General features: G+C 65.0%; 28 protein-coding genes and 1 other RNA gene. 15 read left to right on the plus strand and 14 right to left on the minus strand.

Going from position 1 to position 25,059, the window contains the following annotated elements:
- Positions 1-50: 50 nt before the first annotated feature.
- A complete protein-coding gene (locus tag ACT2B0_RS17935) occupies positions 51-1,691 on the minus strand; it encodes an acyl-CoA synthetase (RefSeq protein WP_473459696.1) in 1,641 nt (546 codons plus the stop codon).
- Positions 1,692-1,807: 116 nt separating this feature from the next.
- Positions 1,808-2,578 carry a sulfite exporter TauE/SafE family protein gene (locus ACT2B0_RS17940; protein ID WP_473459697.1) on the minus strand — a complete coding sequence of 257 codons (771 nt, stop codon included), beginning with the start codon at positions 2,576-2,578 and terminating at the stop codon, positions 1,808-1,810.
- A 176-nt stretch (positions 2,579-2,754) separates the two neighbouring features.
- Between ACT2B0_RS17940 and ACT2B0_RS17945 the strand changes: the two genes are divergently transcribed.
- The 7 genes from ACT2B0_RS17945 (at position 2,755) to ACT2B0_RS17975 (ending at position 8,844) form a co-directional block, all read left to right on the plus strand.
- A complete protein-coding gene (locus tag ACT2B0_RS17945; protein WP_473459698.1) occupies positions 2,755-3,417 on the plus strand; it encodes a thiamine phosphate synthase in 663 nt (220 codons plus the stop codon).
- Complete coding sequence (locus ACT2B0_RS17950) at positions 3,414-4,376, plus strand: tetratricopeptide repeat protein (RefSeq protein WP_473459699.1); 963 nt, start codon at positions 3,414-3,416, stop codon at positions 4,374-4,376. Before ACT2B0_RS17945 ends, ACT2B0_RS17950 begins: the two co-directional genes overlap by 4 nt.
- Positions 4,377-4,482: 106 nt before the next feature.
- The gene (gene efp / locus ACT2B0_RS17955) at positions 4,483-5,046 is read left to right on the plus strand and encodes an elongation factor P (RefSeq protein ID WP_473459700.1); all 564 of its coding nucleotides are present in this window, start codon (positions 4,483-4,485) and stop codon (positions 5,044-5,046) included.
- Positions 5,047-5,073: 27 nt separating this feature from the next.
- Positions 5,074-5,874, plus strand: coding sequence for an inositol monophosphatase family protein (locus tag ACT2B0_RS17960; protein ID WP_473459701.1), 801 nt, complete (start codon positions 5,074-5,076; stop codon positions 5,872-5,874).
- Positions 5,875-5,975: 101 nt separating this feature from the next.
- A complete protein-coding gene (gene trhA / locus ACT2B0_RS17965) occupies positions 5,976-6,662 on the plus strand; it encodes a PAQR family membrane homeostasis protein TrhA (protein ID WP_473459702.1) in 687 nt (228 codons plus the stop codon).
- 117 nt (positions 6,663-6,779) lie between these two features.
- Positions 6,780-7,811 (plus strand): MotA/TolQ/ExbB proton channel family protein, encoded by a 1,032-nt coding sequence (locus ACT2B0_RS17970; RefSeq protein ID WP_473459703.1) that lies wholly within the window; start codon positions 6,780-6,782, stop codon positions 7,809-7,811.
- 1 nt (position 7,812) lies between these two features.
- Positions 7,813-8,844, plus strand: coding sequence for a peptidoglycan -binding protein (locus tag ACT2B0_RS17975; RefSeq protein ID WP_473459704.1), 1,032 nt, complete (start codon positions 7,813-7,815; stop codon positions 8,842-8,844).
- Between the two features lie 4 nt (positions 8,845-8,848).
- Here the strand turns inward: ACT2B0_RS17975 and ACT2B0_RS17980 are convergent, their stop codons facing one another.
- On the minus strand, positions 8,849-9,202 hold the full coding sequence (locus ACT2B0_RS17980; RefSeq protein WP_473459705.1) for a DUF1304 domain-containing protein: 354 nt from the start codon (positions 9,200-9,202) through the stop codon (positions 8,849-8,851).
- A 166-nt stretch (positions 9,203-9,368) separates the two neighbouring features.
- Here ACT2B0_RS17980 and ACT2B0_RS17985 point away from each other — a divergent pair, with 166 nt between their 5' ends.
- Genes ACT2B0_RS17985 through ACT2B0_RS17995 form a run of 3 tightly spaced genes read left to right on the plus strand, consistent with a single transcriptional unit; the run spans position 9,369 to position 12,474 of the window.
- Positions 9,369-11,024 carry an FAD-binding dehydrogenase gene (locus tag ACT2B0_RS17985; protein ID WP_473459706.1) on the plus strand — a complete coding sequence of 552 codons (1,656 nt, stop codon included), beginning with the start codon at positions 9,369-9,371 and terminating at the stop codon, positions 11,022-11,024.
- A gap of 23 nt (positions 11,025-11,047) precedes the next feature.
- Complete coding sequence (locus ACT2B0_RS17990) at positions 11,048-11,728, plus strand: GntR family transcriptional regulator (RefSeq protein ID WP_473459707.1); 681 nt, start codon at positions 11,048-11,050, stop codon at positions 11,726-11,728.
- 44 nt (positions 11,729-11,772) lie between these two features.
- Positions 11,773-12,474 (plus strand): nitroreductase family protein, encoded by a 702-nt coding sequence (locus ACT2B0_RS17995; RefSeq protein ID WP_473459708.1) that lies wholly within the window; start codon positions 11,773-11,775, stop codon positions 12,472-12,474.
- A gap of 9 nt (positions 12,475-12,483) precedes the next feature.
- Here ACT2B0_RS17995 and ACT2B0_RS18000 read toward each other — a convergent pair whose 3' ends face one another.
- Entirely contained in the window at positions 12,484-14,286 is a 1,803-nt protein-coding gene (locus tag ACT2B0_RS18000; RefSeq protein WP_473459709.1) for an ABC transporter transmembrane domain-containing protein, read from the minus strand.
- Between the two features lie 191 nt (positions 14,287-14,477).
- On the opposite strand from ACT2B0_RS18000, the gene rpmE reads away from it, so the two are divergent.
- Entirely contained in the window at positions 14,478-14,699 is a 222-nt protein-coding gene (gene rpmE, locus ACT2B0_RS18005) for a 50S ribosomal protein L31 (RefSeq protein ID WP_156713448.1), read from the plus strand.
- 107 nt (positions 14,700-14,806) lie between these two features.
- On the opposite strand, the gene ACT2B0_RS18010 is transcribed toward rpmE, so the two are convergent.
- Positions 14,807-14,977, minus strand: coding sequence for an Rdx family protein (locus tag ACT2B0_RS18010; protein WP_473459710.1), 171 nt, complete (start codon positions 14,975-14,977; stop codon positions 14,807-14,809).
- Between the two features lie 70 nt (positions 14,978-15,047).
- On the minus strand, positions 15,048-15,797 hold the full coding sequence (locus ACT2B0_RS18015) for a YebC/PmpR family DNA-binding transcriptional regulator (protein WP_473459711.1): 750 nt from the start codon (positions 15,795-15,797) through the stop codon (positions 15,048-15,050).
- A 163-nt stretch (positions 15,798-15,960) separates the two neighbouring features.
- On the opposite strand from ACT2B0_RS18015, the gene ACT2B0_RS18020 reads away from it, so the two are divergent.
- Complete coding sequence (locus ACT2B0_RS18020) at positions 15,961-16,779, plus strand: MBL fold metallo-hydrolase (protein ID WP_473459712.1); 819 nt, start codon at positions 15,961-15,963, stop codon at positions 16,777-16,779.
- 96 nt (positions 16,780-16,875) lie between these two features.
- Here ACT2B0_RS18020 and ACT2B0_RS18025 read toward each other — a convergent pair whose 3' ends face one another.
- From ACT2B0_RS18025 to ssrS, 4 genes are all read right to left on the minus strand, one after another.
- Positions 16,876-17,655, minus strand: a complete 780-nt coding sequence (locus ACT2B0_RS18025; protein WP_350141779.1) for a TerC family protein — start codon at positions 17,653-17,655, stop codon at positions 16,876-16,878.
- A gap of 85 nt (positions 17,656-17,740) precedes the next feature.
- Positions 17,741-18,571 (minus strand): TIGR00282 family metallophosphoesterase, encoded by an 831-nt coding sequence (locus tag ACT2B0_RS18030; RefSeq protein ID WP_473459713.1) that lies wholly within the window; start codon positions 18,569-18,571, stop codon positions 17,741-17,743.
- Positions 18,572-18,645: 74 nt separating this feature from the next.
- Positions 18,646-19,230, minus strand: coding sequence for a 5-formyltetrahydrofolate cyclo-ligase (locus tag ACT2B0_RS18035; protein WP_473459714.1), 585 nt, complete (start codon positions 19,228-19,230; stop codon positions 18,646-18,648).
- A 143-nt stretch (positions 19,231-19,373) separates the two neighbouring features.
- Positions 19,374-19,529: non-coding RNA, 6S RNA (ssrS, locus tag ACT2B0_RS18040), on the minus strand.
- Positions 19,530-19,665: 136 nt separating this feature from the next.
- Between ssrS and ACT2B0_RS18045 the strand changes: the two genes are divergently transcribed.
- The 3 genes from ACT2B0_RS18045 (at position 19,666) to ACT2B0_RS18055 (ending at position 22,350) form a co-directional block, all read left to right on the plus strand.
- On the plus strand, positions 19,666-20,505 hold the full coding sequence (locus ACT2B0_RS18045; protein WP_473459715.1) for an AAA family ATPase: 840 nt from the start codon (positions 19,666-19,668) through the stop codon (positions 20,503-20,505).
- A gap of 100 nt (positions 20,506-20,605) precedes the next feature.
- Positions 20,606-21,049, plus strand: a complete 444-nt coding sequence (locus tag ACT2B0_RS18050) for a GNAT family N-acetyltransferase (protein WP_473459716.1) — start codon at positions 20,606-20,608, stop codon at positions 21,047-21,049.
- A 110-nt stretch (positions 21,050-21,159) separates the two neighbouring features.
- Entirely contained in the window at positions 21,160-22,350 is a 1,191-nt protein-coding gene (locus tag ACT2B0_RS18055; RefSeq protein ID WP_473459717.1) for a vWA domain-containing protein, read from the plus strand.
- Between the two features lie 60 nt (positions 22,351-22,410).
- Here the strand turns inward: ACT2B0_RS18055 and ACT2B0_RS18060 are convergent, their stop codons facing one another.
- The 4 genes from ACT2B0_RS18060 to ACT2B0_RS18075 all read right to left on the minus strand — a co-directional run bounded on the left by ACT2B0_RS18060 (position 22,411) and on the right by ACT2B0_RS18075 (position 25,003).
- The gene (locus ACT2B0_RS18060; RefSeq protein ID WP_473459718.1) at positions 22,411-23,130 is read right to left on the minus strand and encodes a helix-turn-helix transcriptional regulator; all 720 of its coding nucleotides are present in this window, start codon (positions 23,128-23,130) and stop codon (positions 22,411-22,413) included.
- A 305-nt stretch (positions 23,131-23,435) separates the two neighbouring features.
- Positions 23,436-23,810 (minus strand): VOC family protein, encoded by a 375-nt coding sequence (locus tag ACT2B0_RS18065; protein ID WP_473459719.1) that lies wholly within the window; start codon positions 23,808-23,810, stop codon positions 23,436-23,438.
- A gap of 116 nt (positions 23,811-23,926) precedes the next feature.
- The gene (locus ACT2B0_RS18070) at positions 23,927-24,118 is read right to left on the minus strand and encodes a hypothetical protein (RefSeq protein WP_473459720.1); all 192 of its coding nucleotides are present in this window, start codon (positions 24,116-24,118) and stop codon (positions 23,927-23,929) included.
- A 96-nt stretch (positions 24,119-24,214) separates the two neighbouring features.
- Positions 24,215-25,003, minus strand: a complete 789-nt coding sequence (locus ACT2B0_RS18075) for an SDR family NAD(P)-dependent oxidoreductase (protein ID WP_473459721.1) — start codon at positions 25,001-25,003, stop codon at positions 24,215-24,217.
- Positions 25,004-25,059 lie beyond the last annotated feature (56 nt).

Below are 25,059 nucleotides of genomic sequence, written 5' to 3' on the forward strand. Positions count from 1 at the left end.
GAAAGTCGGAGCGTTCCGGCGCGGGCGTAGACCCGGCATGGTGCCGGCCGTCACAGTGTTTTCGCCATCTCACGCAGGCGGAACTTCTGGATTTTGCCGGTCGAAGTCTTCGGGATTTCAGCGAAAACCACCATCTTGGGACATTTGAAACGCGCGAGCAGCGTTTGGCAATGCGCGAGAATTTCTGCCTCGCTCGCCGTCTTGCCCGGCTTTAGTTCGACATAGGCGACCGGCGTTTCGCCCCATTTGTCGTCCGCCCTGGCGACAACGCCGCAGGCCGCCACCGCCGTGTGCTTGTAGAGCGCGTCCTCCACCTCGATGGAAGAGATGTTCTCGCCGCCGGAAATGATGATGTCCTTCGAACGGTCCTTGAGCTGGATATAGCCGTCGGGATGCATGACGCCGAGATCGCCGGAATGGAACCAGCCGCCGGCCAGCGCCTCGTCGGTCGCCGACTTGTTCTTCAGATAACCCTTCATCACGATATTGCCGCGAAACATCACCTCGCCGATCGTCTCGCCGTCGGCCGGGGTCTTGTCCATCGTCTGCGGATCCATAACGGTCAGGTTTTCCAGCGCCGCGTAGCGCACGCCCTGCCTGGCCTTTTTCGATGTGCGCTCGCCCTTGTCGAGCGCGTCCCATTCCCCCTTCCATTCGTTGACGACCGCCGGACCGTAGGTTTCGGTCAGCCCGTAAAGATGGTTCACCATGAAACCCGCATCGGCCATGCCCGACAGCACCGCCTCGGGCGGCGGCGCGGCGGCGGTGTTGAAGGTGACGGTTTGCGAAAACGTGCGCTTTTCCGCATCGGGCGCGTTGAGCAGGCTCGACATCACCACCGGTGCGCCGCACAGATGGGTGACGCCGTGATCGGCGATCGCGTCGTATATCGCCCCGGCGCGCACCCAGCGCAGGCACACATGGGTTCCCGCCTGCACGGCCAGCGTCCAGGGAAAGCACCAGCCGTTGCAGTGAAACATCGGCAGCGTCCACAGATAGACCGGATGTTGCCCCATGCCGGCATGGATGGTGTTGGCATAAGCCATCAGCGCAGCGCCGCGATGATGATAGACCACGCCCTTGGGATTGCCGGTCGTGCCGGAGGTGTAGTTGAGCGAGATCGCGTCCCATTCGTCGTCCGGCATCGACCAGGCGAACTCGGGGTTGCCCGACGCGACGAACGCCTCGTAATCGACAGAACCGATGCGCTCGCCCTTGGGATAGGGCGCATCGGCGCCGTGCTCAAGATCATCGTAGTCGATCACCAACGGGCTCATGTCGGTGCGTGCGAGCGCGTCCTTCACCACCGCCGAGAATTCCCGGTCGACGATCAGCACCTTGGTCTCGGCGTGATCGAGCTGGAACGCGATGATGGCGGCGTCGAGGCGTGTATTGAGCGAATGCAGCACCGCCTTGACCATCGGCACGCCGAAATGGGCCTCCAGCATCGCCGGCGTGTTCGACAGCATCACCGACACGGTGTCGCCCTTGCTGATGCCGCGTGCGGCCAGCGCCGAGGCCAGTCGGCGCGAACGGGCGAAGAAATCGCGGTAACTCGTGCGAGCGGCGCCATGAATGATCGCGGTCCGGTCGGGAAAGGTCATGGCCGCGCGTTCCAGATAGGACAGCGGCGTCAATGGCTGGAAATTGGCCGCATTGCGGTCAAGGCCGATCTCGAAAATGCCAGGCACGTCTACCTCCCCATGTGCGGTTCTCGGCGAGAGTAGCGAGCCGGCGTCACCGCGTCATCCGTCAAATTGGTCGCCAAATCGGGCAGGCCCGGCGGCGGCCGGAACGCCGGCGCGGGTCAGCCGGAAAACGCCGATACCCCGTCCCACACAAGCTTCAGCGCGACCACGAAAACCGTCGCATAGGCGAGCGGATAAAAGACCTCCGCGCGCATGCGTTTCACCACATAGGCGCCGGCCAGCGTGGCCAGGGGCGCGAACGGCAGCAGCGCCAGCGACGTGCCGAGATTGACGGCGTCGAACTGGCCGAGCGCGAAATACGGGATGAGCTTGACCGCGTTGACGACCGAAAAATAGATGACGCTGGTTCCGGTATAAAGCTTCGGATCGTAGCGCAGGGGCAGGGTATAGACCTGATAGGGCGGGCCGCCGGCATGGGCGACGAAGCTGGTGAAACCGCTGACCGCGCCCCAGAACACACCGGCAGGCGGATTGTGCGTGCTCGCCTGCCCCGTGCCGGCCACCATCGAATAAAGCCAGCGCGCGACGAAGAGCAGGGTCACCACGCCCAGCACCAGCCTGACCATGTCGCCTGTGACCAGTGTCGCCGTCAGCCAGCCGATGCCGATGCCCAAAAGCGCGCCCGGCAGCATGATGGCCAGCGTACGCCGGTCGTAATAGCCCCGCCACGACCACAGCGAGACCACATCCATCAACACCAGGATAGGCAGCAGGATCGCGGCCGCCTGGACCGGCGAGATCACCAGCGCCATCAGCGGCACGCCGAGGAAACCCATGGCGCCCCCAAGCCCGCCCTTGGCCAGGCCGACGAGAACGACCGCGGGGATCGCGACGAGGTAGAAGGAGGGATCGGTAATCAGGGATGGCATCGGCGAGCGGATTTGTTTGAGGCGCAGCCATAGCGGCTGGAGAACGCGAAGGCGAGCACCAATCGGACATACGCCACGTTCCGGCCCTTCGAGGAGTGCTGGTCATTCAACGCGAGCTCGGCTATGCCCCATTCCCACCAAGATCGCACGCCATGAGCGGGCCGGAGAGCATGACCATGACACAAAAACCCCCCAATCGCTGCCGTCTTGTGCTGATCGCGCCGCAGTCGCGCGATCTCGACACGCTCGCCGCGCAGATCGAACAAGCCTGCGGCGGCGGCGATGTGGCCTCCCTGATACTGCCCCAGTTCGACATGCTCGAGGCTGAATTCCAGGATCTGGCCGAACGGATCGTTCCGCCAACCCAGGCGTGCAACATCGCGGTGGTGATCGCCGGGGCGCCGCGCATCGCCGCGCGCGCAAAGGCCGACGGCATTCATGTCGACGGCCCTCATGCCGATCTCGCCGACGCCATCAGCCGCTATCAGCCGACGATGATGGTCGGCGCCGGTGGCGCGCGCGACCGCGACCGTGCGCTGGAACTGGGCGAACTGCGTCCCGACTACCTGTTCTTCGGGCGCTTCGGATACGATTCCAAGCCGGAGCCGCATTCCCGCAACCTGGCGCTTGGCCGCTGGTGGTCGGAGATGATCGAGATTCCGTGCATCGTGCTCGCCGGCAGTCGCATCGGTTCGGTCGTCGAGGTCGCGCAAACGGGCGCGGAATTCGTTGCCGCGAGCGCGGCTGTGTTTGCCGAAGATGCCGATCCGCAAGCGGCCGTTGCCGAAATCAACCGTCTGCTCGACGAAACCGCTTCCGTCCGCGAGACGCCGCGATGAGAAGCCTGCCTCCGCTCGCCACGTTGCTTTTGGCCACTTTGACGCTCGCCGGTTCGCCGGCGGCCGCTGCCGATGGCGACCGCGCGGGCGGGTCGGACAAACCGTCCGTCGACCTGCAGCGCTTTGGTGAGAAACAGACCGATCCCGCATTCGGCGCCTACCAGCGCGGCCTTTACAAGACCGCCTACAACCTCGCCCTGCCGCGTGCCGAGAACGGCGACGCCGCCGCCCAGGCGCTGGTCGCCGAGATCCTGGCGCGCGGGCTCGGCCTGCCGCGCGACCCGGCCGAAGCGGCAAAATGGTATGGCAGGGCGGCAGAGGCCGGCATCGCCGAGGCCCAGTTCCAATACGCGCTGGTCCTGTCCGACGGCAAATATGCCGGGCCCGATCCGGACCGCGCCTTCGAGCTCATGAGGTCCGCGGCCGACGCCGGCAACCGGCTCGCCATGTTCAACTTCGCGCAGATGCTGATCAATCGCGAAGCCGGCGAGGCGGGCCTTGCCAAGGCGGTGCCCTATTATGAGAAGGCGGCCGAGGCCGGCCTGCCCGACGCCCAGTACGCCATGGCCCAGCTTTACGCCAACGGGGCAGCCGGACGCCCGCGCGACGAGGCGCGGGCGCGCGAATATCTGGTTCTCGCCGCGCGCCAGAACTACGACACCGCGCAGCTCGATCTCGGCACCTGGCTCGTGGAGGGCCGCGGCGGCGAACGCGACTACGATGCCGGCTTCGGCTGGATGAAACGTGCGGCCCAAAGCGGCAATGTCGCGGCCCGCAACCGCCTGGCCAAGCTCTACGTGCACGGTCTGGGTACCGAGCCGGACCCGATCGAGGCGGCCGCCTGGTACATCACCGCGCGCCGCGCCGGCCTGCGCGACCGCGATATGGACGATTTCCTTCAGGGCCTCACCACCGAGGAACAAAAAAGGGCGATCGAGCGGGCCAACCGCCTGCGCTGAACCGCCCGCCACGCCGCTCTCGTCTTGCCTCCCCGACGGAATTGTGTTCTTGGGAGCCGCGAAAAGGCGCCACCCGCGCCGCAAGGCACTTTCTGGATTTGAACGCATGAAGATCAACGGCAACGAAATCCGTCCCGGCAACGTGATCGAACACAATGGCGGTCTGTGGGTCGCGGTGAAGACCAACGCCGTCAAGCCAGGCAAGGGCGGCGCCTACAACCAGGTCGAGTTGAAGAACCTGATCGACGGCACCAAGCTCAACGAACGTTTTCGCGCCGCCGAGACGGTCGAAAAGGTCCGGCTCGAGCAGAAGGATTTCACCTATCTCTACCAGCAGGACGACTCGCTGGTGTTCATGGATGCCGAAACCTACGAACAGCTCGAGCTGCAGAAGGATTTCGTCGGCGACCGTTCCTCCTTCCTGCAGGACGGTATGACCGTGACGGTCGAACTTTATCAGGAAAAGCCGATCGGCGTGTCGCTGCCCGATCAGGTGACGCTGACGATCGCGGAGGCCGACCCGGTGGTCAAGGGCCAGACCGCAGCGTCGTCCTACAAGCCGGCCGTGCTCGAAAACGGCGTCCGCGTCATGGTCCCGCCCTTCATCGCGTCGGGCGAACGCATCGTGGTCGACACCAACGAAATTACCTATATCCGCCGCGCCGACTGACGGCGTCCGCGAAGAAAGACCGGATACATGGCGCGTTCAGCGATCATCAACGTCATGGTGCAGGCCGCCGTCAAGGCCGGCCGCTCGCTCGCGCGCGATTTCGGCGAGGTGCAGAACCTGCAGGTCTCGCTGAAGGGGCCGGGCGACTATGTCAGCCAGGCCGACCGCCGCGCCGAGGATATCCTCCATACCGAACTCGCACGCGCCCGCCCCGGCTATGCCTTCCTGATGGAGGAGAGCGGCGCGATCGACGGCGACGACAACCAGCATCGCTGGATCGTCGACCCCCTCGACGGCACGACCAATTTCCTGCACGGCATTCCATTGTTCGCGGTCTCGATCGCGCTCGAACGCCAGGGCCAGCTCGTCGCCGGCCTGGTCTACAACCCGGCTATGGACGAGCTCTACACCGCCGAACGCGGCGGCGGTGCCTTCATGAACGACCGTCGGCTGCGCGTCGCCGGCCGTTCGAGGCTCACCGACTGCGTGATCGGCACCGGCATTCCGCATCTGGGCCGCGGCCACCACGGCAACGCACTGATCGAGCTGCGCAACGTCATGGGCGAAAGCGCCGGCATCCGGCGCATGGGCGCGGCGGCGCTCGATCTTGCCTATGTGGCGGCAGGACGGCTCGACGGTTTCTGGGAACACGGCCTGTCGGCCTGGGACATGGCGGCCGGCGCGCTCATGATCCGCGAGGCGGGCGGCTTCGTCACCGATTTCGACGGCGGCGCGGATTTCCTCGACACCGGCTCGATCGTGGCCGGCAACGAGACGATCCACCGCGTCCTGTCCAGGCAGCTGAAGAAAACGCCGTCAGCGCGCTGAGCGGTCGGCACGGTCCAGCTCCGCCGGCGGAGCTGGAAATATTTCCCTCTGCGCGGCAACTGCTCTACAGTTTCGTCACATCCGCCCGATAGTGTAACGGCATGGACGAGATGCGGCACGACGACCAGACCGAGCCTCCCTTTCGCGGACGATTTCAACACAGCCCGGCCGAACGCTGGGCGGACGGCATCGTGCACGCGATCGGCATCGTGCTGGCGATCGCGGCGGGCTCGACGCTGCTCGCCCTGTCGGCATTCAGCGCCGCGCCGGCCGAATATGTCGCGGTGACCTTCTACGTTGCCTCGCTGCTGACCGTGTTTTCGGTCTCGTGCGCCTACAACCTATGGCCGATATCGCCGACGAAATGGGTTCTGCGCCGTTTCGACCACGCCGCCATCTTCCTTTTGATCGCCGGCACCTACACGCCGTTTCTGGCGCAGCTTACCACCGGCACGGCAACCACGATGCTCGTCGTGGTCTGGACGGCCACGGTGCTCGGAGTTTCGGTGAAGCTTTTCCTGCCCGGCCGCTTCGACCGCCTCGCCGTCGCCTTCTACCTGGCGATCGGCTGGAGCGGTGTGGTCGTGGTCGGCGATATCGTCGACGTTCTGCCCCATTCGACCCTTTGGCTTATCGTTGCCGGCGGCATGGCCTATTCGTCGGGCGTCCTGTTTTTTGCCTGGCAACGGCTGCGTTTCCAGTCCGCGGTCTGGCACGGTTTCGTGGTTTCTGGCGCCGGGCTCCACCTCGCCGCGATGCTGGACCTGATGGTCATCAGCCGCGTCTAGCTGTGGAACCTCAACGGCTTGTCCGTGTCGAGGCCCGGCGGACAGCTTTCATTTTCGTCACAATTCCGCTTAGGATCGCGCACACGGTTTGGGCGGGATCGAATTCGAGGCTTGGCAATGGCATGGTTACGAAATCTTGCGGACGACGGACTGTCGGGAGAGACCGACTATGATCCGCATAAGCTGTCGAGTCCGCAGATTTTTCTGCTCTCCATGCTCATTTTCCTGGCGATCGCAGGCTTCGTCGCCGCGATCCTCTACCGGCAGATATCCTCGGCTTTCACGACCAATCCGGGCCTGAACGGCCTGATCCTCGGCGTCCTCGGCGTCGGCATCCTGCTGGTGTTCAGCCATGTGGTGCGGCTTTTCCGCGAAGTGCGCTGGGTGAACTCCTTCCGCCTCGGCACCGAGACCGGCAATCCGGTCCTGCTCGCGCCGATGAAAGTGATGCTAAGCCGCTCCTCGGCAACGGCGCTGACCACCTTGTCGATGCGTTCGATCCTCGATTCGATCGCCACGCGGCTCGACGAAAGCCGCGACATTTCCCGCTATCTGATCGGCCTGCTGGTCTTTCTGGGTCTGCTGGGAACCTTCTGGGGACTGCTGCAGACGATCGGCGCCATCGGCAACACGATCCAGTCGCTCGACCCCGCCTCCGGCGACACCAACGACGTGCTCGATGCGCTGAAATCCGGACTGGCCGCGCCGCTGGCCGGCATGGGGACCGCGTTTTCCTCGTCGCTGTTCGGCCTGGCCGGCTCGCTGGTTCTCGGCTTTCTCGATTTGCAGGCCGGCCGCGCGCAGAACCGGTTCTACACCGAGCTCGAGAACTGGCTGTCCTCGGTCACCGATCTCGATTCCGACACGGCGGTGGCCGCCGAAACCGCCACGGCCGGTTCCGCCGAGGAGATCCGCATGGTCGCCGAGCGGCTCCGCTCGCTGCAGGAGGCCGGCGGCTCGAGCCAACGCGTGGCGACCTCGATGGCGAGCCTGGCCGAAGGCATCTCCGGACTGGTCAAGAACATGCGCAACGAGCAGCAATTGATGCGCGATTGGGTCGAGGCGCAGTCGGAAGAGCAAAAGGCGACGCGCGCCGCCCTCGAAAAGATCGCCGACGCCCTCGATCACGACAAGCAGGGAGCCGGCTGAGATGGCCCTGGCGCGCGGCCGGCAGCGCAATCGCGGCGTCGACTACTGGCCGGGCTTCGTCGACGCGCTGTCGACGCTTCTGCTTGCCATCATGTTCCTGCTGTCGGTCTTCGTGCTGGCGCAATTCCTGCTCAGCCGCGAAATCACCGGCAAGGATGCGGTCTTGAACCGCCTCAATTCACAGATCAACGAACTGACCCAGCTTCTCGCCCTGGAACGCTCCAACAATCAGGATTCGGAAGACCAACTCGCCAATTTGCGTGCCTCGCTCGAGGCCACCCAGGCCGATCGCTCGCGGCTGGAGGAGCTTCTCGCCGCCGGCGCCGGCGCCGACCAGGCCGCTGAGGAGCGCATCGGCGCGCTGTCGGGCGCGCTCGACCAGGAGCGCCGCATCTCGCAGCGCGCGCTGTCGCAGGTCGAGTTGCTCAACCAGCAGATATCGGCCCTGCGCAAGCAGATCGCCGCGCTCGAGGACGCGCTCGAAGTGTCGGAGAAACGCGACCGCGAATCCAACGTCAAGATCGCCGATCTCGGGCGCCGCCTCAACGTCGCGCTGGCGCAACGCGTGCAGGAACTCAACCGCTACCGCTCCGATTTCTTCGGCAGGCTGCGCGAGATCCTGTCCGACCGCGAAAATATCCGCATCGTCGGCGATCGTTTCGTCTTCCAGTCGGAGGTTCTGTTTCCGTCGGGGGCAGAGGTGATCAACGAGGCCGGGCGCGTGGAGATGAAAAAACTCGCCGACGCCATCCTCGATCTGCAACGGGAAATCCCGCCGGAGATCAACTGGGTGCTGCGCGTTGACGGCCATACCGACAATGTGCCGCTGTCGGGCACCGGGCGGTATCGCGACAATTGGGAACTGTCGTCGGCGCGCGCCACCTCGGTGGTGAAGTTCCTGATCGAGAACGGCGTCCCGGCCAACCGCCTGGTCGCGGCCGGCTTCGGCGAATTCCAGCCGCTCGAGGAAGGCGACACGCCGGACGTGCGTGCCCGCAACCGACGCATCGAACTCAAACTGACCGAGCGTTAGTGCCCTACCAGCCGGCGACAAGCGCCAACAGCGCCAATGCGCCCGGGATCGCCTGCACGAACAGGATCTTGCGCGACACGGTCGCCGCGCCGACCAGGCCGGCGACCACCACGCAGCCAAGAAAAAACGCCTTGATGGCAAACCCCTCCACGCCCAGCCACACCCCCCAGACGAGACCGGCCGCCAGAAAACCGTTGTAAAGGCCCTGATTGATCGCCAGCGCCTTGGACCGGGCGGAAAACTCGGCCGTGGTGCCGAAGACCTTGCGGCCGGCGGGCGTGTCCCACAAGACCATTTCCAGATAGAGGAAATAGAGGTGAAGCAAGGCCACAAGGCCGGTCAGCGCGGTTGCAATCATGGTCGGCGGTCCGTTGTTGGCGAAAGATCCGCGCCGAGCTTAGGCCGATCGAGCGCGAATGGAAGCAGTTGCGCCGGAATGGCGGCGGCGCGATTGTCAGCCGGCGCAAATCGCCTACGATGACGGCAACGGGCGGCGCGGCGGCACGATAAAGGAAGGCAGCGACATGGCGACAGACGCGGATGCGATCATCATCGGCGGCGGACTGGCGGGGCTGGTGGCCGCCGCGGAGATCGCCGATGACGGCAAGCGCGTCATCATCCTCGACCAGGAGGGGGAGAACTCGCTCGGCGGCCAGGCCTTCTGGTCGCTCGGCGGCCTGTTTTTCGTCGACAGTCCCGAGCAACGCCGGCTGCGCATCAAAGACAGCCGCGATCTGGCACTGCAGGACTGGCTCGGCTCGGCCGGGTTCGACCGACGGGAGGACCACTGGCCACGGCGATGGGCCGAAGCCTATATCGATTTTGCCGCCGGCGAAATGCGGTCGTGGCTGCACGCCATGGGCATGCGCTGGTTTCCCGTCGTCGGCTGGGCCGAGCGTGGCGGCGGCTTCGCCGACGGCCACGGCAATTCCGTGCCGCGGTTCCACATCACCTGGGGAACCGGGCCCGGCGTGCTCGAACCGTTCGTGCGCCGCGTGCGCGCGCACGCCGCCGAAGGCCGGATCACACTGAAATTCCGCCACCGGGTCAGCCGCCTGGTCAGGACCAATGGCAGGGTCACCGGTGCAGCCGGCGAAATCCTCGAACCGTCCACGGTCGAACGCGGCGAGCGGTCGGGCCGGGCCGTCATGGGTGAATTTGAGCTCGCCGCAGGCGCCGTCGTGGTGGCGAGCGGCGGCATCGGCGGCGATTTCGACTTGGTGCGCAAGAACTGGCCGGTGGAGCGGCTCGGCCTGCCGCCGGTCACCATGGTCGCCGGCGTGCCGCATCATGTCGATGGCCGCATGATCGCGATCACCAGGGATGCCGGTGGCGCCGTTATCAATGCCGACCGGATGTGGCACTATACGGAGGGGGTGAAGAACTGGTCGCCGATCTGGCCGAACCATGGCATCCGCATCCTGCCCGGCCCGTCCTCGTTGTGGCTCGACGCCACCGGTAACCGCCTGCCCGCGCCCTGCCTGCCGGGCTTCGACACGCTCGCGACCCTGAGGCACATCCTTTCGACCGGGCACGACTATTCCTGGTTCATCCTGACCCAGAAGATCATCAAGAAGGAATTCGCGCTCTCCGGCTCCGAACAGAATCCCGATTTCACCGCCAAGAGCTGGCGCGCGGTGCTGAAAAGCCGGCGCGGGGCCGGGGCGCCGCCGCCTGTCGAGGCCTTCAAGCAAAACGGCGAGGATTTCGTCGTCCGCGACACGCTCGCCGAGCTGGTCGAGGCGATGAATGCGCTCACCGATGAAAAACTGCTCGATCATGACCGCATCAAGGCCCAGATCGAGGCCCGCGATTGCCAGATCGACAACCCGTTTTCCAAGGATGCCCAAATCACCGCCATCCGTGGCGCCCGCGCCTATCTCGGCGACAAGCTGATCCGCACCGCCGCGCCGCACAAGCTGCTCGACCCGAAAAACGGTCCGCTGATCGCGGTTCGCCTGCACGTGCTGACCCGCAAATCGCTCGGCGGGCTGCATACCGATCTCGACAGCCGCGTGCTCGACAGTGCCGGCAACCCGGTTCCGGGCCTTTACGCGGCCGGCGAGGTCGCCGGTTTCGGCGGCGGCGGATATCACGGCTATAACGCGCTCGAAGGCACCTTTCTCGGCGGCTGCATCTTTTCCGGCCGCGCGGCCGGGCGCCACGTCGCCCGTTCATGACCTCATTTGGAAGCGCGGGACGCATGACCATCAAAGCCGCTTCCACGGTCGAACACATCGCCGCCCACATCACCGCGGCCGTACGCGCCGGCCAGCTCGCGCCCGGCCAGCGGCTGACGGAAGCCGAATTCTCCGCTCGGCTCGGCGTGTCGCGATCCTCCGTGCGCGAGGCCTTCCGCCGGCTGTCGGCGGACGGTCTGCTCGCGTTTGCCCCGCATCGCGGCGTCACCGTTCGCCGGCTGACCCGCGGCGAGGTCGACGATCTATTCGCCATGCGCGGTGTGCTCGAGGCGCTGGCCGTGCGCCTGGCAACACCGGCACTCAGCGCGGCGCCGGCACGACTCGCCGCGTTGCGTCGCGACCTCGACGCGGCCGCCGAAGCCAATGACATGACGCGCTTTTCGGATCTCAACGCGCGGTTTCACGCCCTTTTCACCGAAACCGCCGACAACGCGTTGCTCGGCGATACCATCGCCAGATTGTCGAACTCGATCTATTGGCTGCAGTTCCGGGTGATGGTCGACCGGCACGACGTGTTTCGTACCAACCGCGAACATGCCCGTATCGCCGAGGCGGTACTGGCCGGCGATGCGGCCGGCGCTGAAGCGGCAATGCTTGCTCACGTCGAGACCGCCCGCCAGTTGATCCAGTCGTTGAGCGACGACCATTTCGCACGCAACGACGCCCAGATAGGGTCAGCTTGACGTCTCGAATATTGTCCGACAATATTGCCTGACAATAATGCGCAATGGAACGAACCGTGGAAAACGCCCGGACCGCCCACTATCAGCCCGTCCCCCTGCCGGACTATCGCGAACTGCCCGTTGAGGAAATGCGCGCCCGCGCGCAGGCGTTCTACGAGGAGATCCGCACGCGCCACACCGTGCGCGACTTCGCCACGCGCCCGGTGCCGCGCGACATCATCGAGACCTGCATTCGCGCCGCCGGCACCGCGCCCAATGGCGCCAACCACCAGCCCTGGCATTTCGCTGTCATCGGCGACCCCGCGCTCAAGAAGCGCATCCGCGACGCCGCGGAAGTCGAGGAACAGGCCTTTTATGCCGGCCGCGGCGGCGAGGAGTGGCTGGCCGCCCTCGCTCCGCTCGGCACGGACGCCCAAAAACCTTTCCTCGAAGAGGCGCCTTGGCTGATCTGCATTTTCGGCGAGCGGCGTAGCCGGTCGGCCGACGGCGTCCGCCGCAAGAACTACTACGTACCGGAATCGGTCTCGATTGCCGCCGGATTCCTGATCGCGGCTCTGCACCGTGCCGGCCTGGCGACACTGACCCACACGCCCAACCCGATGAGTTTCCTCAACAAATTGTGCGGCCGCGACCCGCACGACAAGCCTTATATCCTGATGGTCGTGGGCTATCCGAAGGAAAACGCGACGATTCCCGCCCACGCCATGGACAAAAAGCCGCTCGAGGAGATCGCCACCTTTCTGTAAGCGGCGGCGTCACTCCGCCGCGCGAGTGAGCGCGCCCGCACCGGTTTCGAACTGCAGCCGGGCCAGTCGGGCATAGACGCCGTCCAGCGCCACCAGGCTGGCATGCGTCCCTTCCTCGACGATCCGGCCATTGTCGATCACCAGGATGCGGTCGGCCTTGAGGATCGTCGCCAACCGGTGCGCGATCACGATCGTGGTGCGATCCTGCATCAACCGTTCCAGCGCCTCCTGCACCAGCGTCTCGCTTTCGGCGTCGAGCGCCGAGGTCGCCTCGTCGAGCAGCAGGATCGGCGCGTCGCGCAGGATGGCGCGCGCGATCGCCACGCGCTGCCGTTGCCCGCCCGACAAGGTCACGCCGCGCTCGCCGACCGGCGTGTCGTAGCCCTCTTCCAGTCTGCCGATGAATTCGTCGGCATGCGCATCGCGCGCCGCAGCCAGGATCTCCGGCTCGGAGGCCCCGGGACGGCCGAAGGCGATATTATCGCGCACCGTTGCGGCAAAGATCGTCAGGTCCTGAGGCACCAGCGCGATATGGCGGCGCGCGGCGCGCGGATCGGTGCGGGCGAGATCGACACCATCGATCAGCACCCTGCCTTGCTGCGGGTCGTAGAAGCGCAGGAGCAGCGAGATGATCGTGCTTTTGCCGGCGCCCGACGGCCCGACAATCGCCACCGTCTCCCCCGGGCTGACATCGAAGGACAGGCCGTGCAGCGCCGACTGGCCCGGCCGCGACGGATAGGCGAAGGCGACGGTCTCGAACGTGACCTGGCCGCGCACCCGGTCGGGCAGGGCGAGTGGCGCGGCCGGCGTGCGCAGGCTGGTTTCCTCGTCCAGAAGCTCGCTCAGCCGTTCGGCGGCGCCGGCCGCCTGGCTGAGTTCGCCCCACACCTCCGACAGCGCGCCGAGCGCACCGGCCGCGAACACCGAATAAAGCAGAAACTGTCCGAGCGTGCCTGGCGATATCGTCCCTTCGAGCACGTCGCGCGAGCCCATCCACAACACCGCCACAACCGAGGAAAACACCATGAAGATGGCGAAAAACGTCAGAAAGGACCGCGCGAAAATCGAGGATTGGGCGGCGCGGAAGGCATTTTCGACCGCGGTCGCGAATTTGCGCGCCACGTAGGTTTCGTTGGTAAAGGCCTGCAGCGTGCGCACCGCGCCGATCTGCTCGCTGGCAAAGGCGGTCGCTTCGGCGAGCATGTCCTGCGCGGCACGGGACTTGCGCCGCACGGCGCGGCCGAACGCGACGATCGGCACCACGATCACCGGGATCGCGCCGATAACCAGCAGCGACAGTTTCGGGCTGGTCACCACCATCATGCCGAGCGCGCCGACCCCCAGGATCGTATTGCGCAGGGCAAGCGACGCCGTCGCGCCGACGGCGGACTTGATCTGCGTGGTGTCGGCCGTCAGCCTGGACACGATTTCGCCCGATTGCACCGTGTCGAAGAACCCCGGCGACAGCATCGTGACATGGGCGAAGACGTCGCGGCGCAGATCGGCCACCACGCGCTCGCCGAGCGAGATGACGAAATAATACCGGCACGCCGAAGCAAGCGCGAGCACCGCCGCGATCACGATCAGCATGGTGAAATAGTTCGCGATAAACACGGAATCGGCGCCGGAAAATCCGTGATCGACCATACGGCGCACCGCCAGCGGCAGGGTCAGCGTCGTGGCCGCGGCCAGCACCAGAAAGACGACCGCGCCGGCGACGAGCCCGGGATAGCGCTTCAGATAGGGAAGCAGCCGCGCAAGCGGCCGCAGCGAGCGCCTACGCTTTTCGGTCTCGTCTGGTGATCGTGCCATTTGCGCGTCTCCTGAAGGCGGCGTCTCGCTGCCCGGCGCTGCGGTCTTGTGATTCCGGGGCGGCTGATGTATAGGCCGCGCAGGATTTGGCGAAGCCGTAGCCGTGAATGGCCGCGGCTTCAAGTTTTACAGACCAGGCGCATCGCCGCAGGCGGCCGGCACCAGCGCCGTTGAAGACCAGGACGAGATCGATGAAAGCGAAAATCCACCCCGACTACCACACCATCAAGGTCGTGATGACCGATGGCACCGAATACATGACCCGGTCGACCTGGGGCAAAGAGGGCGACACGCTCAACCTCGACATCGACCCCAACACCCATCCGGCCTGGACCGGTGGTCAGCAGCACCTCATGGACCGCGGCGGTCGCCTCTCGAAGTTCAAGAAGCGCTACGAGGGCCTCGGCCTCTGAGACGGGCCGCCCGGCTTCCAGTTGCGAAAACCCCGCTTCGGCGGGGTTTTCTTTTGGCGGCTCGCCGGGTGAAGCTCGGGCAGGCCGCGCGGGCAACCTGCCGCGGCTCAGCCGGCTCGGTCGGCATGGCCGAGATCGCGTTCCGGCCACGCGGCGTCGCGCATGCGTTCCCAGATGGTCTCGCCGTCAATCGTAATCCGGAACGCGCCGCCGGTGCCCGAAACCAGCGTCACGGCGCCCAGATCTGACCCGAAGGTCGACAGCAGTTCCTGCGCCATCCAGGTCTCGGCAGCAGCCAATGGCACTGCGTGCTATTGACTATGCAGACCGTCGGACGGCCATCGACGCTCACGCAGCGCTCAGCTTGGCCAGGGTTTCGTCGTCGATCTCGAAATTGGCGTAGACGTTCTGCACGTCGTCATCGTCCTCGAGCACGCCGATCAGCTTCATCAGCGACTGCGCCCGCTCTTCGTCCACCGGCACGCCGTTTTGCGGCTTCCAGATCGTCTTGACCGATTCCGGCTCGCCCAGCGCCGCCTCGAGCGCCTTTGAAACGTCGCCGATGCCCTCGAACGCACATAGAATCGTATGTCCGTGTTCGTCGGACTGGATGTCCTCGGCTCCCGCCTCGATCGCGGCTTCCATTACCGTGTCGGCATCGCCCGCCGACGCCGGATAGACGATCTCGCCGACCCGGTCCCACATGAATGCGACCGACCCGGTCTCGCCGAGTGAGCCGCCCGCCTTGGTGAAGGCGGCGCGCACATTGGAAGCGGAGCGGTTGCGGTTGTCGGTCAGCGCCTCGACGATAACCGCCACACCGCCGGGACCGTAACCCTCGTAGCGGACCTCCTCGTAATTCTCCGAGTCACCGCCCGACGCCTTGTTGATGGCGCGCTGGATGTTGTCCTTGGGCATCGACTGCGCCTTGGCGTTCTGGATCGCCAGCCTGAGCCGCGGGTTCATGTCCGGGTCGGGCATGCCCTGCCTGGCCGCAACCGTGATCTCGCGGGCGAGCTTGGAAAACATCTTGGAGCGGGCGGCGTCCTGCCGCCCCTTGCGGTGCATGATGTTCTTGAACTGTGAATGGCCGGCCATGGCACCTCTTGTCGTCAAATCATGGGAATTGGCGCGCTTTATAAATATTCCGCCGCACCAGGTCCAGAAGCGCGGAGGAAAACGCTCGCGAAATCGTGACTACGCGACGGAACGCGGCCATGCGCTAATATGCATAGAACCCGCGGAGAAAAAGGAGATTGGCATGTCCCTTCATCTGCGCATTCTTGCAGCCATGCTGGTCATCGCGGCGGCTATGTGCGGCGCCGCCGCACAGGATCGCGCCCCCGTTCCTTCACAATGCCTTGCCGTTGCCGAAGCCCTGCCCAGGACGGTGTTCGTCAGCGTCTCGCCCGCCGGATCGAGCGAAGCCGCCGAGCAGGTGACCATCACCTATGCCGGCCACTCCACCTATATTATCGAGACGCCCGGCGGCGTGCGCATCGCGACCGACTTTTCCGGCGTCCACGGCGCCGACCCGCTGCCGCGCGTGGCGACCATGAACAAGGCGCACCGCACCCATTTCACGCCCTCGCCCGATCCGCGAATCGAGCATGTCCTGCCCGGCTGGAACCCGGACGGAGACGGTCCGGCCCGACATGCGCTGGTTGTCGACGACGTCTATATCCGCAACGTGCCGACCGACATCCGCCGCTTCGGCGCCATGGAACGGGACGGCAATTCGATCTTCATCTTCGAGGTCGCCGATTTGTGCATCGGCCATCTCGGCCACCTCCACCACGACCTGACCGACGCCCACTATGCCGCCATCGGCCGGCTCGACATCGTCATGGTGCCGGTCGACGGCGGCATGACGCAATCGCTGTTCAATATGAGCGAGATCGCGCGGCGGCTTTATTCCTCGATCGTGCTGCCCATGCACCGCCATTCCACGCCGATCGGCGAGTTCCTGGCGATGATGGGCGAGAATTTCGCCGTCGATTTTTCCAGCGATCGCAGCTTCGCCGTCTCGTTGGCCAGCCTGCCGCGGCGGCCGACCATCCTGGTCCTGGACGGCGTGTGATCAGGGCCATGGCCGCCTCCGCCGGCTGGCAAGGACATCTGACCCGAGCGGGGCCTTGCACAACCGATTCCCGGGACGACCCGGGGACCGGATTGGCTAATCGCCGCCCAGCTCGCCTCCGCCGGTGGCCGCCTTCAGCCGCTGCCGCTTGCGCCGCGCCAACATGTTGAGCGCCTCGACCAGGGCGGAAAAGCCCATGGCGGCATAGATGTAGCCTTTCGGCACATGGAAGCCAAAACCGTCGGCGATCAGCGTCGTACCGATCATCAGCAGGAAGCCGAGCGCCAGCATGACGATGGTCGGATTCTTGGCGATGAAGCGCGACAGCGGCTCGGCGGCGATCAGCATCACCGTCACCGCGCAGATGACCGCGATATACATGATCGCGATCTCGTCGGTCATGCCGACCGCGGTGATGATCGAATCGATGGAAAACACCAGGTCGAGCAGCAGGATCTGAAAGATCGCCGCGCCGACGCCGAGCGTCGCGGCGCGACCGACAATATCGGCCTTGGGATCTTCCGGATCGACGGAATGGTGGATTTCCTTGGTCGCCTTCCAGACCAGGAACAGGCCGCCCGCGATCAGGATCAGGTCACGCCAGGAAAACCCGTGATCGAAGGCGGTGAAGACCGGCGTCGTGAGCTGAACGATGAAGGAGATCGTCGCCAGCAGCACAAGCCGCAGCACCAGGGCCGCGCCGATGCCGATCCGGCGCGCGTTCTTCTGCTGCTCGGCCGGCAGCTTGTTGGTCAGGATCGAGATGAAGATCAGATTGTCGATGCCGAGAACGACCTCGAGCACGATCAGCGTGGCGAGCGCGACCCAGCCGGTCGGGCTCCCGAGCCAGACAAAATGCGGCGCCAGAAAATCCATCAGTGCCATGCGGGCGTCCCTCGGCGGTTCGGTTGAAAATCGTCAGACTGGGGATAGGGATGAGACACCGTTGAAACGCGCGGCGTCAACCTTCGTTCCAGAAGGCGGGGACCGTCTCTTCCAGGCGTGGCCCGAGCCTCAGCGGTGCGACCTTTTCGGCAAGGCCCGTCCGGTCGGAGATTTCGACACCCAGACCACAAATGGTCGCGGGCCCGGCCGCGGCCTCGAAGCGCCCCTTGGGCACCTTGTACAGAAACCGGTTGAGCGGCTCCTCCTTGTCCATGCCGAGCGAGGAATCGTAGTCGCCGCACATGCCCGCGTCCGACATGAACGCCGTGCCGCCATTGAGGATCTGGTGATCGGCGGTCGGATGATGGGTATGCGTGCCCACGACCAGGCTTGCCCGCCCGTCGACGAAATGGGCGAAACACATCTTTTCGCTGGTCGCCTCGGCGTGGAAGTCGAAGACGACCGCGTCCGCCTGCTCGCCCAGCGGACAGGCGGCGATCTCGCGTTCGGCCGCCTGGAACGGATCGTCGAGTTCGGGATGCATGAAGACCCGGCCCATAATGTTGGCGACCATCACCCGCGCGCCGTTCCTGGCAATGAACAGCCCGGACCCGCGCCCCGGCGTGCCGCCGGGAAAATTGGCCGGACGCAGGAACCGCTCCTCGCGCGGCGCGAATTCCAGCGCCTCGCGCTGGTCCCACACATGATTGCCGGTGGTCACCACATCGGCGCCGGCCTCCAGCGTGGTCTTGAAGATGTCTTCGGTGATGCCGAAGCCGCCGGCGGCGTTTTCGCCGTTGACGATCACGAAATCGAGCCGGAGATCGGAAATCAGGCCGGGCAGGCGCTGCCATACCGCCATGCGTCCCGTCCGCCCCACCATGTCGCCGAGAAATAGAAGCCTCATTCGGCCGGATACCTGCTTGCGTCGCATGATGCCGGCGACCGGTGTAAAGCCGGTCGTCGGCTATGAACGGTCATCTAGCGATCGGAGCCCGATGTGTGCAAGCCGGTTTCGGTCAGGATGTCGGGGATGACGGCATCGTGAGGCAAATCCGGCTCGACCTCGACCTGCTGGCAATCGAAAGCGATCCCCACCAGGCGAAGCGGGGCGCCCCCCGCCCGCAGACGGGCGATTGCCCGTCTGTAATCGCCCGCGCCGCAAACGATCCGGTGGCCGCCACGATCGAAGGCGGCAAGCGGGACGAGCATAACGTTCGGGTCCAGAACCGGTGCCTCCGCGCCGGGCCCGACCATGCCGGAATCCGCCTCGATAAGCGGCACGCCGCGCAGCAATTCACGAAAATCGGTACAGGTCGCGTTGTGAAAGACCGGCAGGCACAGTCGCGCATGTCTTTCGCGCAAGCCGAACATCAGCGGCCGCACGTCGACTTGCGAGTGCATCGGCCAGTAACCGGCGACGACATCGCCGGCCGACACGGGTATCGCCGCGCCGAATTCGGCGATGCGCAACGAGGCCTCGACGCGATAGACCGGGTCGAGCGCGTCGCGCCGCGCAAGCGCGGCCGCTCGAATTGCCTGTTCTTGTCCTCCTGGCAACGCCATGGTCGTCCCCCGGACACACCCAAACCGACGACACGTCAACGGTCAAGGCCGGCCGGACAGGCCGCGAACGCCGTATCCTATCGGGGGGCAAACATGCATGCGCCCGAAACATACCCGCCTTTGCCGGCAGTGTTGGGGCATCGCGACGATCCACGCACACCGGTGGAGAGGTTGATCCCGGGTGCCTACAAAGTAGGTGGGCGCCGTATGAAAGGACCCACGGGTCCAAACAGGGACAGCTCCCTTGGGATCAATAAGGCCCCGGGGAATGTTACTCCTGCCGCGAGGCGCAGACCGTCACGGGCGAATATAGGCTTCGGGCCCCGGTTCCGCCAGAGCCGTTGCATCGCATTTCCCTCATTACCGGACCTTGCGCCAATACCCGTGTCTCCGTACGGTTTGCGTCAAACCTGAACAATCATCCGGGAAGACACTATGCGTTTTGAAGGCACGTCGGCTTATGTCGCCGACAAGGATCTGATGGTGGCCGTCAACGCGGCGATCGCGCTCGAGCGGCCGCTGCTCGTCAAGGGCGAACCGGGCACCGGAAAGACCGAACTGGCGCGCCAGATGGCCGCCGCCCTTGGCCTCGAGCTGATCGAGTGGCACGTCAAATCGACCACCAAGGCACAACAGGGTCTTTACGAATACGACGCCGTCTCGCGCCTGCGCGACAGCCAGCTCGGCGACGCGCGCTTCAACGACATCGCCAACTACATCAGGCGCGGCAAGTTGTGGGAAGCCTTCGCCGCCGACAAGAAGGTCGTGCTTCTGATCGACGAGGTCGACAAGGCCGACATCGAGTTTCCCAACGACCTGCTGCAGGAACTCGATCGAATGGAGTTCTTCGTCTATGAGACCGGCGAAACCGTGCGCGCTAGGCATCGGCCGATCGTCGTCATCACCTCCAACAACGAGAAGGAACTGCCCGACGCCTTTCTGCGCCGCTGCTTTTTCCACTATATCCGTTTCCCCGAGGCCGAGACGCTGGCCCGCATCGTCGACGTGCATTATCCGGGCATCAAGCAGAACCTGGTGCGCGCCGCGCTCACTCAGTTCTACGAGATCCGCGACGTGCCGGGCCTGAAGAAAAAACCGTCGACCTCCGAGGCGCTCGACTGGATCCGGCTCTTGGTCGCCGACGACGTCGACCCGGCCGATCTGCGCGCCGATCCGAAAAACGCATTGCCGAAGCTGCATGGCGCGTTGCTGAAGAACGAGCAGGACGTGCATTTGTTCGAGCGCCTGGCCTTCATGGCGCGCCGGCAGGGTTAGGCCTGGCCGCACAGGTGCAAGCATCGCCGCGATGCTGGCCCTTTCCCGTCCCGGCCGGTGGCGGCAAACTAGCGCAAAACGGGCGGGGAGAAGATCGACCGTGACAGATATTGCCATCCGCCCGTTGCGACAATCCGACCATGCCGACTGGCGGCGTCTGTGGACCGCCTATCTCGCCTTTTACGAAACCACGGTGCCAGAGGCGGTCTATGCCGCGACCTGGACGCGGCTGTTCGATCCCGGCGCCTTCGAACCCAACGGCCTGCTTGCGCTTTGCCGCGGCAAACCGGTCGGGCTGGTCCATTTCATCTTCCACCGCACCTGCTGGTCCGACAAGAACACCTGCTATCTGCAGGATCTTTTCGCCGATCCGGATATGCGCGGCAAAGGCGTCGGCCGGGCGCTGATCGAAGCGGTCTACGCCGAGGCCGACCGGCGCGACGCCGCCGCCGTCTACTGGATGACGCAGGATTTCAACGAAACCGCACGCAAGCTTTACGACCGTATCGCCAGGCAGACCCCGTTCATCAAGTACCAGCGTTGAGACAGACCGTGCCGGCACACCGTCAGCCCGCGATCCGCCGACAATCCGGCAACGATCGCAACGGCTTGTTTTTGGCTGACAACCGGACGAAGGCGAATTAACGTCGGCCCATGTTCATTCCCTTCTTCCTCGAACTGAAAGCCGCGCGCGTGCCGGTTTCGCTGCGCGAATATCTGACCCTTCTGGAGGGCATGGACGCCCGTCTCGTCGACTACGATGTCGAAGGGTTTTATTATCTCGCCCGCGCCGCGCTGGTGAAGGACGAGCGCCATATCGACCGTTTCGACCAGGTGTTTTCGCATATCTTCAAGGGTGTCGAGGCGGTGTCGGGCGAAGCCGCGGTCGATGTCGCCAGCATCCCGGAGGAATGGCTGCGCCGGCTTGCCGAAAAGCATCTGAGCGAGGACGAAAAAAGGCTGGTCGAGGCGATGGGCGGTTTCGACAAGCTGATGGAGACGCTGAAGAAGCGGCTGGAAGAGCAGAAGGGACGCCACCAGGGCGGCTCGAAATGGATCGGCACCGCCGGCACCTCGCCGTTCGGCGCCTATGGCTACAATCCCGAGGGTGTCAGGATCGGCCAGCATGAATCGCGCCACCGCCGCGCGGTCAAGGTCTGGGACAAGCGAGAGTTCAAGAATTTCGACGACTCCGTCGAAATCGGCACCCGCAACATCAAGGTGGCGCTCAAGCGGCTCAGGCGCTGGGTGCGCGAGGGCGCACACGAGGAACTCGACCTCCCCGGCACGATCCACGCGACCGCCGAGCACGGCTATCTCGACGTCCAGACGAGGCCGGAACGCCGCAATGCGGTCAAGCTGTTGATGTTCTTCGACGCCGGCGGGTCGATGGACGATCACGTCCGGGTCGTCGAGGAGCTGTTTTCGGCCGCGCGCGCCGAATTCCGTCAGCTCGAATATTTCTATTTCCACAACTGTCTTTACGAGGGCGTGTGGAAGGATAACCGCCGTCGCCACTCCCAGGCGCTGCCGACTTACGACGTGCTCAACAAATACGGCCACGACTACAAGGTGATCTTCGTCGGCGACGCCTCGATGAGCCCCTATGAAATAGCCTATCCGGGCGGCTCGGTCGAACACTGGAACGAGGAGGCCGGCATCGTGTGGCTGCAGCGCGTGCTCGCGCAGTGGCCGAACGCGGTCTGGATAAACCCCGTCACACAAAAGCACTGGGACTACACGCACTCGATCCAGATGATTCGCGAGATTTTTTCCGAGCGCATGTATCCGCTGACGCTCGCCGGGCTGGAAGCCGCGACGCGGGACCTCTCGCGCAAGCACTGATCGCCGGGTGGCGGTCCCTTCCGGTGGTCTCTTTAGGCGACGCCCAACTCCATGGAACGCTCAGGCCGGCTTCTTCTCGTCGATGCTGCGCGGCATGCCCTCGCGGACCTCGATGGTGCGGTAGAAATCGGCAAGCTGTTTGCCCCGCTCCGGTTTGAAGGTGCGCCCGCCGGCCGTCAGGCTCGCGATCCGGTCGATGCGAAAGGCCCTGAAATCGCCGCGCATCTCGCACCAGGCGACAAGCGTCCATACCTTGCCCCAGAACCACAGGCCAAGCGGGCGCACGTCGCGCATGGTGCCGCGGCCGGCCTCGTCGCGATAGTCCAGCGTCAGCACCGAACGCGCCTCGATCGCGCGCTCGACCACGTCGATCGATTCGCGGTCGTTCTGGCTCACGACATAGAGCGGCGCATGGATTTCGGTTCGCGCGATGCGCTCGCGCTCATTGTCGGGCAGCACCGCGCCGATCTTGACCAACGCCTCCTCGGCCGAGCGCGCCATCGCCGCACCACCGAAGGCACGCACCATGCGCGCCCCGGCGACAAGCGCAACGATCTCGTCGCGCGTGAACATCAGCGGCGGCAGTTCGTAGCCCGACCGCATGATGTAGCCGACGCCGGCTTCGCCATCGATGGGCACGCCGGTCGACTGCAGGTCGGCGATATCGCGGTAGATGGTGCGTTCGGAGACTTCAAGCCACTCTCCCAGCATGCGGGCGGTGACGAGACGCCCACCGCGCAAATGTTGGACGATCTGGAACAGGCGGTCGGCACGTCTCATGCGGGCAGGCCCTCTTGGCTGCAACGTCCGCCAGCGCGATTGACCTCTGAGCCGGGCCGCCTCGTCGCGAACGTCTTCATCTCGATCACGCGCCGCAATGGCGCGACCTCACCGATCGGAGCCCCCCCGTTCCGGCGCGTCATGCGCGATCCCGGCAACGGCGCGCGCATGATAGCCGGGAACTGCCGGGTCTGTCACCAGCGCCGGGAACGCCGGCAAACCGCCGGGACACGGTCTTGCTCCATTCCTCCGAACGGGCGATGCCGACCTGTCCGCCCGCTCTTCCACCGGTCCCCTGCCGCCTTCTAGGCGCAGAAAATGCCGATGCTGTTGCCGTCGGGATCGATGCAGTAGGCAAAACGGCCTGCCGGAATCTCGATCACCGGCGACACCACCGAACCGCCATTGTCGGTGACGCGCTTCAGCGCGTCCTCAAGCGGTGCCGCGACGGCCAGATGGATCGTGTTTCCGCCGCCCTGGCTGGCCGGCTTGCCGGGGTAAAGATGACCGGACACGGCCTCACGCTCCTTACAGGCGAACACCGCCATCGGGTTGGGTCCGTCATTCTGGTCGGCAGGCGCATTATCCAGCACCGCGCCGTAAAAGGCCTTGGCGCGGTCCATGTCGGTGACCGGGATTTCGGCCCACACCACGGCATTTTCGGGGATGAAGCTTGTCATGGATTATCCTTTCGGTTGGGGGAGAATGCCACGCCCCTCCTGACAACATCGTGTCAGGAGGCGAGGGGGATCGCCGTCACGCAGAGCGGCGCGCACCGACCAGAAGTGGTCGGGCGTCAGGGACGCGAGGGTCCGTCGCCGTCGCGGCGGATGAAATCGGCAAGCGGGGTATCCGGCCAGCCGATATCCTTGCGGATATACGCAGGCAACGTGCAGATCAGGCGCTGTGTGCGGGCTCGGTCGCGCATGGTGCGCCAGCGCCCCGCAAAGCGGCCGACCCGGTGGACGAGCGTATGGGAAAAGGACATGGCGGCCTCCGTCGACTGTTCGATGGAGACACAGTCGCACAGGGCTGCTGACAGCCTCGCGTCAGCAGTCCGTGGCGAGCGCGGCGACGGTGCGGTTCAGTCCGAAGCGACCGGCACCGTATAGTTGAGCGGCAGCCGTCCGCCATCGGCATAAAGCGTCTGGCCGGTGATATAGCTGGCATCGTCGGAAACCAGGAAAGCGGCGACCGAGGCGATTTCGGACGGCGCGCCGATGCGACCGAGCGGCGTGCGCGACAGGATGCGGTTCCTGGCCGCCGGATCGGCGTTCACGCTGGAAAGCAGATCGGTCATGATTGAACCCGGCCCGATCGCATTGACACGGATTCCATAGGGTGCCAGCGACAGCGCCATCACCTTGGTAAGCTGGTTCACCCCGCCCTTCGACACCGAGTAAGGCACCTGGTTGGCGATCGCGAACACCGCGTTGACGGACGACATGTTGACGATCGCACCCGGCGCGCCGCCGCTCTTGACCTTGTCGACCATGTAGCGCGCGACCGCCTGTCCGACGAGGAAGGTGCCTTTCAAATTGACGTCGAGGACACGATCGAAATCCTCCTCGTTGAGGTCGAGGAAGTCGGCGCCGTGGACGATGCCGGCATTGTTGACCAGGATGTCGATATCGCCGAAACCGTCGATCGCGGCGGCGATCAGGTTGTGCACGTCAAGCCGTTTCCCGACATCGGATTTGACGAAACGGACCTCGCCGAGCAACGACAGGTCCTTTTCCGCCTTCTCGCCCTTCTCGGGATCGATGTCGGCGACGATCACCTTTGCCTTCTCGCGCAGGAAGCGCTCGGCGATGGCATAACCGATCCCGCCGGCCGCGCCGGTCACGATCGCGATTTTTCCGTCAAGCGGCATGATGCGCTCCTTGCAATTCACCAGCCGGCCTTATAACCGCCGGCACCGTGCCCGGC

The sequence above is a fragment of the Nitratireductor sp. J20-h4 genome (assembly GCF_056780505.1).